Origin of the sequence: Nocardia elegans NBRC 108235 (genome assembly GCF_001612845.1) — a bacterium.
Taxonomy (GTDB): Bacteria; Actinomycetota; Actinomycetes; order Mycobacteriales; family Mycobacteriaceae; genus Nocardia; species Nocardia nova.
In genome coordinates, this window is sequence record NZ_BDBF01000036.1 from 57,509 (window position 1) to 73,619 (window position 16,111).

18 protein-coding genes are annotated in these 16,111 nt (G+C 68.3%); 9 read left to right on the plus strand and 9 right to left on the minus strand.

Annotated elements, in window-relative coordinates; genetic code table 11:
- Positions 1 to 6 precede the first annotated feature (6 nt).
- The 3 genes from NE2_RS24135 to NE2_RS24145 form a co-directional block, all read right to left on the minus strand.
- The gene (locus NE2_RS24135; protein ID WP_063029679.1) at positions 7 to 744 is read right to left on the minus strand and encodes an anti-sigma factor; all 738 of its coding nucleotides are present in this window, start codon (positions 742 to 744) and stop codon (positions 7 to 9) included.
- A complete protein-coding gene (gene sigK, locus NE2_RS24140; RefSeq protein ID WP_063029681.1) occupies positions 737 to 1,384 on the minus strand; it encodes an ECF RNA polymerase sigma factor SigK in 648 nt (215 codons plus the stop codon). The genes NE2_RS24135 and sigK overlap by 8 nt, the downstream gene beginning before the upstream one ends.
- 149 nt (positions 1,385 to 1,533) lie before the next feature.
- Positions 1,534 to 2,190: a fasciclin domain-containing protein gene (locus NE2_RS24145; RefSeq protein ID WP_063029683.1), complete on the minus strand. Its 657-nt coding sequence runs from the start codon at positions 2,188 to 2,190 to the stop codon at positions 1,534 to 1,536.
- Positions 2,191 to 2,344: 154 nt separating this feature from the next.
- On the opposite strand from NE2_RS24145, the gene dcd reads away from it, so the two are divergent.
- Positions 2,345 to 2,944, plus strand: a complete 600-nt coding sequence (gene dcd / locus NE2_RS24150; RefSeq protein WP_030514292.1) for a dCTP deaminase — start codon at positions 2,345 to 2,347, stop codon at positions 2,942 to 2,944.
- Between the two features lie 43 nt (positions 2,945 to 2,987).
- Here the strand turns inward: dcd and NE2_RS24155 are convergent, their stop codons facing one another.
- Positions 2,988 to 4,631, minus strand: a complete 1,644-nt coding sequence (locus NE2_RS24155) for a purine-cytosine permease family protein (protein ID WP_233429866.1) — start codon at positions 4,629 to 4,631, stop codon at positions 2,988 to 2,990.
- 138 nt (positions 4,632 to 4,769) lie between these two features.
- Between NE2_RS24155 and NE2_RS24160 the strand changes: the two genes are divergently transcribed.
- Positions 4,770 to 5,822 carry a M48 family metalloprotease gene (locus tag NE2_RS24160; protein ID WP_063029687.1) on the plus strand — a complete coding sequence of 351 codons (1,053 nt, stop codon included), beginning with the start codon at positions 4,770 to 4,772 and terminating at the stop codon, positions 5,820 to 5,822.
- A 39-nt stretch (positions 5,823 to 5,861) separates the two neighbouring features.
- Here NE2_RS24160 and NE2_RS24165 read toward each other — a convergent pair whose 3' ends face one another.
- Positions 5,862 to 6,398, minus strand: a complete 537-nt coding sequence (locus NE2_RS24165) for a YdcF family protein (RefSeq protein ID WP_063029688.1) — start codon at positions 6,396 to 6,398, stop codon at positions 5,862 to 5,864.
- A 124-nt stretch (positions 6,399 to 6,522) separates the two neighbouring features.
- Between NE2_RS24165 and NE2_RS24170 the strand changes: the two genes are divergently transcribed.
- From NE2_RS24170 to NE2_RS24185, 4 genes are all read left to right on the plus strand, one after another.
- Positions 6,523 to 7,845, plus strand: coding sequence for a UDP-glucose dehydrogenase family protein (locus tag NE2_RS24170; protein WP_063029690.1), 1,323 nt, complete (start codon positions 6,523 to 6,525; stop codon positions 7,843 to 7,845).
- A gap of 150 nt (positions 7,846 to 7,995) precedes the next feature.
- Positions 7,996 to 9,384, plus strand: a complete 1,389-nt coding sequence (locus NE2_RS24175) for a DUF7159 family protein (protein WP_063909466.1) — start codon at positions 7,996 to 7,998, stop codon at positions 9,382 to 9,384.
- A 132-nt stretch (positions 9,385 to 9,516) separates the two neighbouring features.
- Entirely contained in the window at positions 9,517 to 9,927 is a 411-nt protein-coding gene (locus tag NE2_RS24180; protein ID WP_063029692.1) for a hypothetical protein, read from the plus strand.
- 56 nt (positions 9,928 to 9,983) lie between these two features.
- Complete coding sequence (locus NE2_RS24185) at positions 9,984 to 10,472, plus strand: SLOG cluster 4 domain-containing protein (RefSeq protein ID WP_084494295.1); 489 nt, start codon at positions 9,984 to 9,986, stop codon at positions 10,470 to 10,472.
- Positions 10,473 to 10,498: 26 nt separating this feature from the next.
- On the opposite strand, the gene NE2_RS24190 is transcribed toward NE2_RS24185, so the two are convergent.
- Together NE2_RS24190 and NE2_RS24195 are read right to left on the minus strand one after the other, a co-directional pair.
- Entirely contained in the window at positions 10,499 to 10,924 is a 426-nt protein-coding gene (locus NE2_RS24190; RefSeq protein WP_063029694.1) for a hypothetical protein, read from the minus strand.
- Between the two features lie 28 nt (positions 10,925 to 10,952).
- Positions 10,953 to 11,477 carry a DUF2231 domain-containing protein gene (locus NE2_RS24195; protein WP_063029696.1) on the minus strand — a complete coding sequence of 175 codons (525 nt, stop codon included), beginning with the start codon at positions 11,475 to 11,477 and terminating at the stop codon, positions 10,953 to 10,955.
- A 134-nt stretch (positions 11,478 to 11,611) separates the two neighbouring features.
- On the opposite strand from NE2_RS24195, the gene NE2_RS24200 reads away from it, so the two are divergent.
- On the plus strand, positions 11,612 to 12,304 hold the full coding sequence (locus tag NE2_RS24200) for a helix-turn-helix transcriptional regulator (protein WP_063029698.1): 693 nt from the start codon (positions 11,612 to 11,614) through the stop codon (positions 12,302 to 12,304).
- 73 nt (positions 12,305 to 12,377) lie between these two features.
- Here the strand turns inward: NE2_RS24200 and NE2_RS24205 are convergent, their stop codons facing one another.
- Together NE2_RS24205 and NE2_RS24210 are read right to left on the minus strand one after the other, a co-directional pair.
- Positions 12,378 to 12,806: a hypothetical protein gene (locus NE2_RS24205; RefSeq protein ID WP_146165228.1), complete on the minus strand. Its 429-nt coding sequence runs from the start codon at positions 12,804 to 12,806 to the stop codon at positions 12,378 to 12,380.
- A 127-nt stretch (positions 12,807 to 12,933) separates the two neighbouring features.
- Positions 12,934 to 13,776: an SDR family NAD(P)-dependent oxidoreductase gene (locus NE2_RS24210; protein ID WP_063909467.1), complete on the minus strand. Its 843-nt coding sequence runs from the start codon at positions 13,774 to 13,776 to the stop codon at positions 12,934 to 12,936.
- A gap of 64 nt (positions 13,777 to 13,840) precedes the next feature.
- On the opposite strand from NE2_RS24210, the gene NE2_RS24215 reads away from it, so the two are divergent.
- Together NE2_RS24215 and NE2_RS24220 are read left to right on the plus strand one after the other, a co-directional pair.
- A complete protein-coding gene (locus tag NE2_RS24215; protein ID WP_063029702.1) occupies positions 13,841 to 14,431 on the plus strand; it encodes a TetR/AcrR family transcriptional regulator in 591 nt (196 codons plus the stop codon).
- A 102-nt stretch (positions 14,432 to 14,533) separates the two neighbouring features.
- Positions 14,534 to 15,736: an MFS transporter gene (locus NE2_RS24220; protein WP_063029737.1), complete on the plus strand. Its 1,203-nt coding sequence runs from the start codon at positions 14,534 to 14,536 to the stop codon at positions 15,734 to 15,736.
- The last annotated feature ends 375 nt before the right edge of the window (positions 15,737 to 16,111 follow it).

Below are 16,111 nucleotides of genomic sequence, written 5' to 3' on the forward strand. Positions count from 1 at the left end.
CGATCGTCAGCTCATCGACATGGAGGCGATCGGGGCCGTGGTCGGGGCCGGGGAGCCGCCCGCGGGTTCGACGGTGATGGCCAGTGCGTCGCCGCCGGAGTAAGTGGCCACCATCGGCGCGGACGCACTCGGCATGCGGTCCATCACCCCTTCCGAGCGCGGCGCACCGGTCGGCGGTACCACCCACAGCTGATACACATGGCCCTGCGGCGCCGGCGGCACACTGTCGAAAGCCACTGTGGCCGCACCCATTTCGGTGGACGCGTGCACCGTCACCACGCCGCCGGTACTGAGCGGCGCGCTCGCGGTGTGTGCATCCGGTTGCCGCATGATCTGTTCCGCCATCGGTGGATTCGCGGTCTGCCCGGCATATTGCTGGGCGACGATACCGCCGCCGATTCCGGCCGCCACCACTACCGCGGCCGCCGCGGCCAGCCACCGTAGCCGAGGCCTCCTGGACGGTCGGGTGAGCGGAACCGCAGCGGACGGATCGGCGGGCCGCGCCCGGTCGAGTGCGGCGAGTATGCGCGCTTCCAATTCCGGCGCGGGCTCTTGCGCATCGAGCACCGACAACGCACCCATCGTCTCGCGGACCGCGCGAACCACCACCGAGAAGGCCTGGCTCGTGTCCGGTCCGGCGTCGGCGACGCGCTGTTCGATCTCGTCGCGCTCGGAATCACCGACCGCGTCCAGTGCGTAGGGGTAGGCAAGGTCGAGCAACTCGTGGTCGGATGTGTCAGGCATGGGCGGCCACCCCCGAGAGGCAGGTGTGAAGCCGTTTCAGCGCATCCCGGATACGGCTCTTGACGGTGGGCAGTGGCGCATCGAGATGTTCGGCGACTTCTCGATAAGTGCGTCCGCTGTAGTAGGCCAGCGTGATCGCCTCCCGCTGGGTCGCGGTGAGAGTGTCCAGGCAGTGCTGCACCGCCTGCTCCTCCAGTCGCTGACCGACCGTCTCGGCGACCGTGTCGTGGTCGCGCCCGAGGTGGGCGTGGCCGTAGACGCGATCGCGCACCGTCGCCGATTCCTCGAGGCGCACGCGGTCCACGGCACGCCGATGGGTGAGCATCATCAGCCAGCCGATCGGGCTGGCCAGCGCGGGGTCGTAGCGTTCGGCGGCCGTCCAGGCCTGCAGGTACACCTCCTGCGTGACCTCCTCGGCGGCGGTGTGATTGCGCAGGATGCGCAAGGCCAGACCGAACACCCTCGCGCTGGTCGCCCGATAGAAGCGCGTGAACGCCTCGCGGTTTCCGCTGGCGGCGGCCGCGAGCAGGGTGGCGAGCTCACGTTGTGTTTCCGCTCGCTCGCCTCCGCCCGGCGGACACGACGGGGTGTCGGAGGTGTCTGCCAGGCGGATCGAGGTGAACTCCGGATCGCCGGTCATGAGCGCGTCCCTGCATACATGGGAAGAGGTTCGACATGACCAGCGTGCCGGATGGGTGCGGATTTCGGAACGTTTTCGCCCGGGTGCGCTACATCGACCGCACCGCGCCGATACGTTCTCCGACCAGCGCGGACGGCAGTCGTGACAACTCAGGCGGGCGGCATCAGCACGGTATCGATCAGATAGACCGTCGCATTGGCGGTCTTCACACCTCCGCAGACGACCGACGCGTCGTTGACCTTGATCGTGTCGCCGGATCGGGTCACGTTCACCATGCCGCCCTCGACCGTCTTGTGCTCACCCGCGATGGCGTCGGGCGCGATCTGCCCCGGCACCACGTGGTAGGTGAGGATCTTGGTGAGGGTGGCGCTGTCGGTTTTCAGGCTGTCGACCGTGGCCGGCGGCAGTTTCGCGAACGCGTCGTCGGTGGGCGCGAACACGGTGAACTGGCCGCCGTTCAGGGTGTCGACCAGGTTGACCTGCGGATTCAGCTTTCCGGACACCGCCGCGGTGAGCGTGGTCAGCATCGGATTGTGTGAGGCGGCGGTCGCCACCGGATCCTGCGCCATCCCCTCGACCGACCCCGGGCCCGTGGGCACCTGCTCGGCGTAGGCCTTGCAGCCGGGGCCGACCAGGCCGGTCATGGCATTCGCCGTCGTCGTGCTGCCGGCCATCGCGCTACTGCTCATCGTCGTCGAGGACGAACCCGAACCGGAGTTGTTATCGGACGAACAGGCCGATACCCCCAGCACGGCCGCGGTCGAAACGATTGCCGCCGTGACGACGGTGCGCTTCATAGTTCTCATCGGTCCATCGCTTTCTCTCGGACGACCGGACGGTCGCGTATCTCGTCGTTGACGACAAAGATTCGTGCTGCTTCCGACTGCGGATGGGGCGAATTTCGTCCGGGCTCGCTGTGCGGCTGCGAGCCCGCGAACACGGGTTACTAGGCTGACCGCCGTGCTGCTTTCCGATCGCGACATTCGTGCCGAGCTGGCCGCCGGGCGGCTCGGGCTGGAACCGTTCGACGAGAAATTGGTTCAGCCGTCGAGTATCGATGTGCGGCTGGATCGAATGTTCCGGGTGTTCAACAACACCCGCTACACCCATATCGATCCCGCGCAACGCCAGGACGAGCTGACCACCCTGGTCGAGCCCGATCAAGGCGAGCCGTTCGTCCTGCATCCGGGTGAATTCGTCCTCGGCTCCACGCTCGAGGTCTGCACCCTGCCCGATGATCTGGCCGGCCGCCTGGAAGGTAAATCGAGCCTGGGGCGACTCGGGCTGCTCACCCATTCCACCGCGGGATTCATCGATCCGGGTTTCAGCGGGCACATCACGCTGGAGTTGTCGAATGTGGCGAATCTGCCGATCACGCTGTGGCCGGGGATGAAGATCGGCCAGCTGTGCCTGTTCCGCCTGAGCAGTCCCTCGGAACATCCGTACGGCAGCGCGGCGGCCGGTTCGAAATATCAGGGTCAGCGCGGGCCGACGCCCTCGCGGGCGTATATGAATTTCCCCCTGCCGCAGGATTCGATTCCGCAGCCCGCGGAGTCCTGATATTCCGAACCGGCCGCCGCTCATGTCGCCGACCCGAGGTAGGTCAGCCCGGCGGCAGCACGTGCGCGCCCGACTTGTCCGTCGACAGTGCCAGTGAGCTGATGTATTGGATTTCGCCCGCCGGCCCCGGAACCGCGGAGGCGATCATGTCGGGGCGTTCGAAGTCCATTCCGGTGACGTGGCAGGTGAGGGTTTCACCCGAGGGGTTGCCGTGTTCGTCGAACATGTCCAGCTCGATTCCGTCGTCGCCCCGGCGCAGGTAGTACTTGCCCTTGGTGAGGACGGCGGTGAGCGGGGTGGCGACGACGGCGATCACGACGGCGACGATCGGCGAATACGGTTTCAACGCCGCGCCGAACACACCGAAGAAGGTCATGATCGACAGCACCGCCGACAGTCCGAAACCGACGAGGCCGACGGGGTTGAAGTTGTAGAGCATGCCGCGCCGGAATTCGGGCTGTTTCGGCGAGAGCTTCAGCATATATTTGTTGACCGCGATATCCGTTGCGACGGTGACGATCCAGGCGATGCCGCAGTTGGCGTAGAAGCCGAGGATGTCGTTGAGGAAGTCGAACATATTGGCTTCCATCAGGATCAGCGCGATCGCCAGGTTCACGCCGAGGAAAACCAGCCGGCCCGGATAGGTCTTCGTCACGCGGGTGAACGAGTTGGTCCACGCCAGCGAACCCGAATACGCGTTGGTCACATTGATTTTGATCTGTGAGATGACGACCAGCACCACCGCGAGCGTCATCGCCAGCCAGGACGGAACCATATCGCGGTAGATTTCCAGGAACTGATGCACCGGCTGATTCGCGATGTCCTGCGCCCCCGGCAGATTCGCGATCAGATAGACCGCGAGGAACAGGCCGACGACCTGTTTGACGGCACCGAAGATCACCCAGCCCGGCCCGGCCAGCAGCATCCAGCCCCACCATCTGCGTGCGTTCTCCGGGGTTTTCGGCGGCATGAACCGCAGATAATCGATCTGCTCGGCGATCTGGGCGATCAGTGAGAGACAGACGCCGGCGGCCAGCAGCGCACCGGAAAGGCTCACCCCCGCACCGTCCTTACCGCCGTAGGCGAAGAACGAATCGATCGAATCAGGGTGGCGGATCAGCAGAAACGCGAACGGCAACACCATCAGCAACAGCCACAGCGGCGTCGTCCACACCTGCAGCTTCGCCAGCGTATTCATGCCGTAGACGACCAGCGGGAAAATCAGCACCGTGGAGAGCAGATAACCCAGCCACAGTGGAATGTGCAGGCCCAGATTCAGGCCCTGCGCCATGATCGAGCCCTCGGTGGCGAAGAAGATGAAGGTGAACGAGGCGAACACCAGGTTGGTGATCACCGAACCGTAGTAGCCGAACCCGCTGCCGCGAGTGATCAGATCCAGATCGATGTTGTAGCGGGCGGCGTAGTAGGCCAGCGGAAATCCGGTGATCATGATGATGATCGCGAAGATTCCGATGCCCAGCAACGCGTTTCCGGTGCCGTTCGCGATGCCGATGTTCGCGCCGATGGAGAAATCCGCGAGGTAGGCTATGCCGCCCAGCGCGGAGACGCCGACCACGGCCGGACTCCATTTGCGGTAGCTGCGGGGCGCGAAGCGCAGCGTGTAGTCCTCGAGGGTTTCCTTCGTCGCGGCGGCAGCGGTCGCCGGACGGGTTTGCACATCAACCACGATCTACTCCTCATCGTTTCCGCGCTCGGCGCGGCCTTTCGAGGGTGCAGGTCCCGTGTGGTGTCCGTTTTGCCGCTCGGTTACCGCCGTGTAACGCCCCGCGACGTGCGGTTTTGCGCTCTCCCTTTACCGTGGTGCATGACCTTTGACTCGACAGCGAAGGCGAACGACCCCGGTGCGGGCGCGGCCATCCGGCCCTCCGCGACCGACCGGATCCGCTCCTGGACGGCGCTGGTACTGGCCGCCGCACCCACCGCCGCGATCCTCGCGGTGCTGCTCTACGGGCTCGGTTTGGCGATGGGCTTCGGCACCCTCGGCATCCTCGCCATCGCGTGGCTGGCGGTGTGCGTACTCGTCGCGGTGGTGTTCTTCCTGGGCGCCGAGCGGCGGTGGTTGACGGCACGTTTCGGCGTGCGTGCGCCCACCTCCGCCGAGCGGCACGCGCTGACGACGGCGTGGGAGCGGGTGGCCCGGCGGTCCGGCATCGCCTCCTCCTCGCACTCGCTGTGGATCCGGGAGAGCGAGCGCGAATTGCTGCTGCCCCGGCGGATGATCGCGGTCCCCTCCGCCGTACTCGGTGCGCCCCCACGGCAACTCGAAGCGGTGCTGGCCCGTGAACTCGGATATCGGTCCGAGGGTCGAGTAGCGTTGTGCCAGTTCATATTCCGATATTTCAATCTGCCGTTGGTATGGCTGGAGCGGGTGTTGCTCTCGGGTCCGGCCGCGCTCGGAGCGTGGCTGACGCGGCGGATGGCGCCACCGGCGGCCCGGATCTTCGGGATCGGCTGGAGTGCGGTCAGCCGGGTGCTGGTCGCCTGCCCGGCGATCGCGGCCACCACTGTGATCGTGGGACTTCCGGCCGCGCTGCTGCTGCGCATCGCTCCGGAGGTGGCGGCCTGCGCGCTCGTGCCGGTCGTGCGCCGCATCGACTACCGGGCCGACCGCGCCGCCGTCGACCTGGGATACGGCACGGACCTCGGTGTGGCACTGCAGGAACGGCGGGCGGAGTCCGACGACGCGGCCGCGCTGTATGCCCTCTCGGTGTCGGCGTACGCGCCGCGGGCCGCGGTGGACGAACGCGTTCGCCACATCCGCGATCGCATGGACGAGCGGGTGCGTATCGCCGGCTATTCGGGGCCGGTGCTTCCGGAAAGCGGTGCGGCACAGGGTTTTACCGGTACCGAGCGGTAGGGTGGCGGACCGGTCCCCGGCCGCGGATGCCGGACCGGTTCAGCAGTCCTCGAATGCGGCTTTGATGTACCCCGAGGACTGATACAGGTACTGGTAGGCCCACCGCGCGAGACCGATGTGCGGATGCGCGTCGAGGAGGAGAATCTCACCGCCCCAGCACTTGCCGAGCACGTACCGGGCGCGGGAGATGTGCGGCGTGAAGGTCACCACGATCACGCGTCGCCAGTTCTCGCGGGCGGCGCGGGTGGCCAGTTCGCGTCCCTCACCGCGTGTGGTGCGCGGCTCGGGATCGAAGCAGCTCACACGGAAGCTGTAGCCGCCGTGGCAGATTCGGTTGATCAGCGGGGAGTGGTCGTACGGATCGGAGAACACCACCTGCGGGGCGTAACCGTCGTGGGCCAGGCGCAGCGCCAGCTCCTCGCGGCCGTCGTGGGCTCCGCCGAGCACCAGGATGGCATCGGCCGCGCGCGGGGTGTCGGTCCGCGGGCGCACGTACACCGGCCACAGCGCCGTCACCGCGACGGCGAGCACGAGCACGACCCCCACCGCACCGCGCACCCACCACCTTTTTCGCACCCTGCGATGGTAGGTGGTCGGCGAATGCGCTGATCGGCGACGGTTTCTCCCTGTACACCCACTGTTGCCTGCGCCCTCGCCTCGTGGACGCGGACCGGCCATACCCGGCGCGTATCAATCGACTATGCGTCTGACGGTATTCGGGACGGGATATCTGGGAGCCACCCATGCCGCCTGCATGGCCGAGCTCGGTCACGAGGTGCTCGGGGTGGATATCGACCCAGGCAAGGTGGCCAAATTGTCCGACGGCGTCGTGCCGTTCTACGAACCCGGCCTGGAGGCGGTGCTGCGCCGCAATCTCGATGCCGGGCGACTGCGCTTCACCACCTCCTACGAGGAGGCGGCCGCGCACGCCGACACCCATTTCCTCGGTGTCGGCACGCCGCAGAAGAAGGGCGAATACGGCGCGGACCTGAAATATGTCCATGCCGTGGCCGATTCGCTGGCGCCGCTGCTGGAGCGGCCGTCGGTGCTGATCGGCAAGTCGACGGTGCCCGTCGGCACGGCCGCGGAACTGGGCCGCCGGATGCGGGCCCGCGCCCGCACCGACGTCGAGGTCGCCTGGAATCCGGAATTCCTGCGCGAGGGGTTCGCGGTGCGTGACACCCTGCGGCCCGACCGGCTGGTCCTCGGTGTCGACGCCGAACGCGAACGCGCCGAATGGGTGCGTGCGCAGGTGCGCGAGATCTACGCCGACCTGATCGCGGCGCAGGTGCCGTTCCTGCTCACCGACCTGGCCACCGCGGAATTGGTGAAGGTGTCCGCCAACGCGTTCCTGGCCACGAAGATCTCGTTCATCAACGCGGTCTCCGAGGTCTGCGAGGCGACCGGGGCCGATGTCACGATGCTGGCCGACGCGCTGGGCCACGACGCCCGCATCGGCCGGCGCTTTCTCAACGCCGGACTCGGCTTCGGCGGCGGCTGCCTGCCCAAGGACATCCGCGCGTTCATGGCCCGCGCGGGGGAACTCGGCGCCGATCACGCGGTCGCGTTCCTGCGTGAGGTCGACAACATCAATATGCGCCGGCGCACCAAGGTGGTCGATATGGCGGCCAAGGCGTGCGGCGGCTCGCTGCTGGGCGCCAATGTGGCGGTGCTGGGCGCGGCCTTCAAACCGGAATCCGACGATGTGCGCGATTCGCCCGCGCTGAACGTGGCCGGAATGATCCAGCTGCACGGCGCCGTGGTCACCGTCTACGACCCGAAAGCGCTGGAGAACTCGCGCCGGGTGTTTCCCACGCTGAACTACGCGACCTCGGTGGCGGAGGCCTGTGATCGAGCGGATGTGGTGCTGGTTCTCACGGAATGGGACGAGTTCACCGCGCTCTCGCCGCGCGACCTCGAGCCGGTGGTGCGCGGGCGTTCCATCATCGACGGTCGCAACTGTCTCGAGCGCGCCGAGTGGACCGCCGCGGGATGGGTGTACGCGGGACTCGGCACGTCGTAGGGTGGCGGGAGCCAGGTAGAGTGGCGGCGCCCTGCGGCATGCGCATCGGGCCCGCACAGCGGCCCGGCTTCGCTCGCACGGCCCAGCGCAGGCCGTGGGGGCGGCGGTCGGGCGTACCGGTCGTGAAGCGTGAAACGAGATGGGCGGCAGATGAGTTCGGTACTGGGAGTTTCGGTGGGGGCCGGCGCCATTCGCGTCGCGATCCCACATCCCGGTAATTCCGCCGAACGATTCGTCTCCACCGCCTTCGACGTCCAGGCGATGCCGGTCGCCGAACAGCAGTCCATGGACGATGTGGCCGCCGAAACCGTCGGCGCCGTCTTCGGTTCCGCGCCGGAGATCGCCGCGACCGCGCTGGCCTATCGCAACGAACAACACGCGCGCACCCTGCGGGGCGCCCTGGCCCGCCGTCAGCTCACCAACTACGAACTCGTGCCCGAGGTCGCGGCGGCGCGGGAATTCCTGCGCGCCACCGGTGAACTGCAGGGTTATCGCACGGTCGCGCTCTACGACCTCGGCAGTTCCGGGCTCTCGGTCAGCGTGATCGACGTGGAATCCGGAAAGGTGAGTCACAGTGAGCGCACCAGCGACATCAGCGGCGACTATCTGGATTCGCTGATCCGTGAACAGCAGATCGCTTCCGGCCGGATCGAACATCCGCCCACCGCACAGGGTTTGGCGGCCCTGGACGGTGTATGCCGGCAGGCCAAGGAACAGCTGTCGAGCACCACGGCGGTCGCCGTCCCGTCCGAGCACGGCCTGGTGCTGTTGTCGCAGGAGAACTTCGAAGCCCTGATCATGCTCGCCGTCGAATCGTCGGCCCGCATGACCCGTGATGTGATGATGCGCTCCGAACAGGCCGTGCAGGCGGTCTTCGTGATCGGTGGGTGTGCCCGGATCCCGCTGATCGCGCGCATTCTGGAGCGGTGGATGGGCATGCCCGTGCTGGTGCCCGCCGATCCGGAGACCGTGATCGTGCGCGGCGCGGCGCTGCTCGCCCGCCCGGCCCAGGTGGCCGCACCCGCACCCGTCCCGCAGGCGCCCGGGCCCGGATCCGCCGACGACACCGTGCAATTGGCGCCGGTGTGGTTGTCCGAGGATGCGCTGCGACGCGCCCGCAAACGCAACAAGGCGCGCGGCAAGAGCACACTCGGCGGCAAGGCAGGTGCCGTCGATGCCGGTCGCCGCCGGGAGTTGAGCGTGGCCGGGGTGGCGGTCGGTGCGCTGGTCGTCGTCGCGGCGCTCGGGATCGGTCTCGGCTGGGGCCAATCGGTTCTCCGCGGTGATTCCCAGAGCAACACCTCGGCCCCCAGTTCGGTGCCCGACGCTCCGCCCCACGCCTCCGCGGACCCCTCGGTCGCGCCGACCACCGATGCCACCAACGCCTCGGTGGCCGCGCCCACTCCCAACTGGCAGGCGCCGACCACCACCACCTCGGCCGCGCCGCCGGGACCCCCGACCATCGTCGTCCCCGGCCTGCCGCCGATCGTGGTGCCGACCATTCCGCCGCTGCTGCCACCGTTCCCGCCGCGGCAGTAGGCCCGGACCGCGACAACGTGGAGGGCCTGACGAGGCCGGGGCCGTGAAGCGCCTCGATTCGGCCGAGGGCCTGGCCAAAGCAACGACCTTCGGCCCTGCCCCAACCGGTGGCCGACCGGGCACTGTCGAAGGATGACGATTTCCACCGAGGTCAAGACGATCCGGCTGACCCGCGCGGTGCTGGCGGGCGTGGCAGCATTCACCGCGTTCTGGGCCCTGGCCGGGGCCATCGGTCTCGCCGGTGGCGGTGCCGACCTCGGTGCCGCCGTCGAGGCGCGATTGCCCCTGCACAGTCCGGTTCTCGCAGCCGTTCTCCTCGGTCTGCTCGTGGCGGTTCCGATGGCGGCGACGGCCGCCGCGGTCATTCGAAACGATCACCGAGCGGCCGCGATGGCGGTGTGCAGCGGTGCGCTGCTGGTCGGCTGGGTCGCGGTGCAGCCGATAATCATCGGCCAGTTCTTCTGGCTGCAACCGGTCTTCGGTCTGCTGGGACTCACCGTGGCCGGACTCGGCCTGTCGCTCAACGCCCATCGCGGGCGGTGACATCCGACCGGATCAGCCTGATCATCACCTATCGGCTGGTCCGAGGAGTGTGCGAGATGCCCCCTGTCCAGATCGCGGTCTGCGGGCCGCGCGACTGCACGGACGCCGAGGCCGCTACCGCGCGGGAGGTCGGCCGGCTGCTGGCTCGGGCCGGCGCAGTCGTGTTGTGCGGCGGCGGAACCGGGGTGATGGCGGCGGTCGCCGAGGGCGCGTCGGCCGAAGGCGGCCTGGTGATCGGAGTACGGCCGGACACCGGCCGAGCCGGTGTGTGTGCCGGACTCTCCGCCGTCCTGTACACGAATATGGGTGAGGCGCGGAACGCGATTCTGATCTCGTCGGCGGATGCGGTGGTCGTGGTGGGCGGTTCCTGGGGAACGCTGTCGGAGCTGGCGCTGGCGAATCGACGTGGGGGCGTGCCGGTGGTGTCGATCGGCGGATGGCAGATCCTCGATGCGGAGGGCGAGACCGTCGAGGGAAGCCACCGGGCGGCGAATGCGGCCGAGGCGGTCGCCTTCGCCGTGGCCGGTGCTCGACCCGCCGGCTGACGCCGGGCTCGCCTCAGGGCGCGACGCTAGCTCCCGCCGACGCCGAGAGCCGTGAGCAGCACGAGTACGAGAGTCGCGACGGCCAGGACGCCGTGCCCGCCGACGATCGCCACCGGGAAATGCCGCTCGGCGGGCTCCCCGGCCTCGGCCACCCGCCCGGTGGTGCGGGCGCGGTAGACGGGCAGCCAGCGGAACAGCATCACGAATCCGAGCAGCGCGACCGGAACCAGCAGTCCGAATCCGACCCAGGCCAAGGCGTCGTTGTCGATCACGAGATAGATGATCCACACCACCAGACCGGCCACGGCGAGCAGGAAGTGCCCGAAGACCACCGGCGGCGGCAGATGACTGGAACCCGGTTGTCGCACACCGCCTTTGGCGATCCAGGTGGCCAGCAGGAAGAACCCTCCGCCCGCGGTGAGCAGCCAGAGGATCAGCGCTGCGATGCCCATGATGACTCCCGAGTGTGAGAAGGGAAGGTCAGCGGCGGTAGCCGGTGGCCTGGGTGCTTTCGCCGGCGACCCGGACACCGTAGCGGTAGGCGAGTTTGCCGCCGAGATATCCGGATATGCCCAGCACGAGCAGGGATGCGATCGACAAGACCAGGGGCCCGACGGGTGTCGCGCGATCGGTGCCGGCCGCGGTCCGCCACCAGAAGTTCAGTGCATAGGCGACGGTGATGATCAGGTTCAGGCTCATGTGGATCAGCCCGGTGCGGAACGCGGGCGTGCCGGACGGGATGGCGAACAGGTCCAGAAAGCCGATCGAGGCGGCGGCCAACGCGCCGAGCACACCGATCGCTACCAGCCATTCGGCCCCGCGGGCGAGAAACTGCGGGTCGCCGACGATGTGGGAGCCGATGTCGAAGACGAGGCTCGCGACCCATGCCCCGATCGGCACTGTCACCAGGATCGGGTGGAACGGATGCCCGTACGGCCCGGCCAGTGCGGCGCTGACGGGTTGTTTGGCCTGTTCCATATCTCCGGCTGCGACCTCACCGGCCATGGCTCCACTCTCCCTCGGTCGAGGTTTAGTTTCGCCAATAAGTATTGGCGAAACTGTATCGGTGGTCAATACATCGCATGTGAATCGGTGCCATCGATCTTTCGACCCAACAGCTTCGGCGTTATTGTGGTCGAATGACCAGCGATTCGGCGATCGGTGCGGTCGCGGTGCTCGATGACGACCTGCGGCGCGGCATGTACAGATTCATTCGCGGCGCCCGGCGGCCCGTGACCCGTGACGAAGCGGCCGAACAGGTCGGGATCTCGCGGAAGCTGGCAGCCTTTCATCTGGACAAACTCGTCGCCGCCGGACTCCTCCAGGCGCGTTACGAACAGACCGGCGGCCTGCGCCGGGTCGGCCGCGCTCCCAAGGTGTACGAGCCCACCGCCGCCGAGGTGCGGGTGAACATCCCCGAACGCCGCCACGAAGTGCTGGCCGAAATTCTGATGGATGCGGTGCTGGCCGAGAGTGCCGGTGAAACGGCCCGCGATGCCGCCGAACGAGTCGCGGCCGAACGCGGAAACGCTGTGGGCCACAACGCCCGCGAGCGCCTACGCCCCGGCCGCCTCGGCGTCGAGCGCGCCCTGACGGTGGTGCAGGCGATCCTGTCCGACGAGGGCTTCGAACCCAGCCGCGACCCGCTGAACTGCCTACGCCTGCGCAACTGCCCCTTCCACCCCCTCTCCACCCAAGCCCCCGGTCTGGTCTGCGGCCTCAACCACGCCTACCTGCGCGGGGTGCTCACGGGCCTGAAAGCCGAGGCGATCGAAGCGGTGCTCGCGCCGACCGCCGGCGAATGCTGCGTGGAACTCCGCCCCGCGCACTAGGCGTGGGCGGGACGAGGCTGTGGTCGGCATGCAACTCGATTCGCGAAGGCGCCCGCGATGAGCCGATCTGCTCTCAGGCGGCCAGGTTGGCCAACTGCGGGAGCCGCGACACCAGTGCGTCGAGTTCCTCGCGCCAGCGGCGATGGACGTTGAGGCGCTCGGGGGCTCCGGTGTGCGGCATGCGGTAGTACACCTTCGACCACAGCGGGTTGATCTTCATCTCCGTAAACATGGCCGTACTGAAATGCTCGGCGCAGACCAGGTTCGCGGGCCGGCCCGTCCACTTGTTGGCCTCGACGATGACGACCGACGTATTGGTCAGTACGACGAAGTAGTACTTGCGCACGAACAGCATCGCGAACCGCACGTAGGGCAGGTCGTCCACCCACGGGCTCGGGCCGGTGATCGCCTGGAAGGCGAGCTGCATCCGCTCACCCGGCGGGGCGAATTCGGCCAGCTTCTCGGCCAGCTGTTTCTGGATCGTCGATTTACGGAATGCCATGCGGCCCACCCCCGTTGAAGATTCCCCCGGCACCGCGCCGGTGGAACGCACCGACCTTAGCGGCATTCGTGCGCGCCTGCCACCCCGCGATCGAACCCGCGGGGAGGTGTCGCGATCCGGTGCGGCATCAGCGGCCGGCCGCCGCGGCGCTGTCCAGCGCGTCGAGGGCGGCGAGTTCGGCGGTCAGTTTGGCGCGGATCGCGGTGATCGCGTCCCGGCCGATCGGTAGCCGCAGCGGAGGTGTGGGCGATTCGACGGCCGCGATGATCTGCTGCGCGGCATCGTCGGGATCGCCGTAGACGCTCGGGTCCAGGGTGGACAAACGGTCGAAGGCCGCTCGGACACTGGCGCCGTAGTCGGGATGCGAGGCAGGCGTAATCCCCAGCGACGCAACGAAACCGGTGCCGAACATGCCGGGCTCGACGATGGTCACATCGATGCCGAGATGAGCGACCTCCCGGAGCAGCCCCTCGTTCATGCCCTCGACGGCGAATTTCGTTGCGGCATAAAGGCCCAGGCCCGGCGACGGCGCGGCCACACCGGCTACCGACGAGATCTGCACGAGGTGGCCGCCCTTCTGCTCGCGCAATACCGGCAGTGCGGCGCGCACGACGTTGAGCGATCCGAACACATTGGTTTCGAATACCGCGCGCACTTCGCTGTCCGGAATCTCCTCCAGCGCACCGAACACCCCGTAGCCGGCGTTGTTCACGACCACGTCGATCCGTCCGAAGGTCCGCTTCGCCTGCGCGATCGCCTGCCGGGACTGCTCGGCGTCGGTGACGTCCAGCGGGGTCACCAGGATTCGCCCGGGATGCTCGGCCGCCAGTTCTCGCAGGGCCTGTGCGCGCTGGGGGGCGCGGGCCGTCGCCGCGATCCGGCCCCCGGCGGACGCGATCGCACGAGTCAGTGCGAATCCGAATCCGGAGGAGGCCCCTGTTATCAGCCACACCTTGTCTGTCGCTATCATATGTCATCACCTGCGGTTAATTAGGATACTGCTCGTATCGTATCCAAAAGGCTAGACTGGCGCCATGGTCGAGCCGAAACAGTCGCGCGGTCCGGGCCGGCCGCGCAGTGAACGATCGAGGCGCGCGGTGCTCGAGGCGGCCCGCGACCTGCTGACCGACCGCGGCCTGCCGGGCCTGAGCGTGGACGAGATCGCCGCCCACGCCGGTGTCAGCAAGAACACCATCTACCGCTGGTGGCCCACCAAGGCGGCCGTCCTGATGGATGCGTTCACCGACGCCTTCGCGGACCGGATGAGCGTCCCCGCCGAGGGGGATGCCCTGACCCGTCTGCGCACCACGGTCCGCCGGGTGGCGACCTTGATGAGCGATCCCGACGCTCGGCGTCCTTTCGTAGCCCTGGTCGCCGCCGCGCAGCACGATCCGGAATTGGCTGCGGCGCTGCGAGATCGGTTCATCGCCGGACGGCGGGCCGAGGTGGGTGAGCTCCTCGCCGACGCGCGATCCACCGGCCGCCTTCCCGCGGGTCTCGACCCCGACACTGCCATCGATCTGATCTACGGCGCCCTCTATTACCGGCTGCTGGTCAGTGGGGAGACCATCGATTCCGGCTATGCGGACCGAATTCTGACCGCGATGGGCCTCCTCCCGGACTGAACGACGCTGAACGAGTCGGCCATCCGGTTCTCGCGGGAAGCGTCGACGGTCGCGTCCGATTAGCGCCAGCACCGGCCGGGACCGATTCCTAGCGTCGTGTTCATGGACAACGACCTGCTGATCGACACCCGTGCTCCGGTGCTGCGCACGGCCGTCGTCGGACTCATGGCGGTGGCGGCCGGGCTCGGCACCGCGACCATGTACGTACTGCAGCCGGGGATCGCGGCGGTGGCGGGATCGCTGCACGCATCGGTCGCGGAAATGGGGATAGCGCTGGCGTGCGGGCCGGTCGGCTATCTGCTCGGGCTCGCGCTCCTGGTTCCGCTGGTGGACCGGTATCCACCTCGGACAGTGGTGTCGCTGCAGTTCGCCGCCCTCGCCGCGGCCTCGGCGATCGGCGCCGCGGCCGGGGCGGTGTGGTTGCTCGGCCCGGTGATCGGCCTGATCGGTGCGGCCTCCTCGGTGGGTGCCCAGATGAGCTCGGTAGCAGGGCGTTTCGCGGAACCGAGCCGGCGTGCGACGGTGCTGGGAACCGTGACGGCGGGGATCTCGGCCGGAATCCTGGCCGGGCGAATCGTCGGCGGGTGGCTCACCGACCTCATCGGCTGGCGGGGCATGCTGCTCGTCTTCGCGGCGGCGTGTGTGGTGCTCGCGGCGGCGACCCGGGTCGTGCTGCCCGCCGCAACCGCCTCGGTCGCCTCCGGGTATCTGGCGATGCTGCGCGGGCTGCCGGGACTGTTCACCCGCTATCCGTTGCTGGGGTCGGCGGCCCTTCGCGGCACCTTGTGGTTCTTCGCCTTCTGCACGGTGTGGGGCGGTCTCGCGGCGGCCTTGTCGCAGCCTCCGTTCTCCTACTCGTCCGAGCGAATCGGCTTGTACGCGTTCGCCGGACTGGCCGGTGTCGCCGCGACCCGCATCGCGGGAGCCTGGACGGATCGGGTGGGGGCGCGGCGCGTGATCCTGGTGGGTCTCGTCATCGCCGGTACGGCCGCGGTGATACTCGCTGTCGCCCTGTCGAATACGGTGCTCGCCCTGCTCTGTCTCGGTCTGTTCGACGCGGGCCTGTTCGCGGCGCAGGTCGCCAATCAGAGCACGGTGCTGGCCATCGACCCGGGCTCACCAGCCCGGTTCAACAGCGCCTACATGGTGGTGTATTTCGTCGGGGGCAGCGCCGGCACCGCCTTCGGTGCGGCCGCAGTGAGCTGGTTCGGATGGGCTGGCACCGCGATGATGGCAGCGCTGGCGATCGCGGCGGCAGGTATCGTCACCGCCGGTAGTCGGAGGCGCGTCGATCAATCCCCGTAACCCGTTGTGGGCCAAGAGGATCGGTTGCGCGGTGGGGGATCGTTCCGGGGATATGGCTCGGCATCCGGTCGCGGCGGCCGGGTGGGCCAGCTCGGCCGGGGGTCGTCGTGAGGACGGCCGGACGGGACGCGCCGGTGGCCGCCGGTGGGCTCTTCGGTGCGGCCGTCGATACGCCGGTGACTGCCGGTGTCGGTCCGGCGATCGTCGATGCGCCGGTGGCCGCCGGTGTCGGCGCGGCGTTGGCCCCCGGTCGCATCGGGCGAGGGGGCGGTGCGGCGACGGGTGGGCGGCTCGGCCGGACGCCCTTCGACGCGGCGATGACTGCCCGTATTCGGTCCACCGCGGTGGTCGATGCGGTCGTGACCGTCCCTGTTC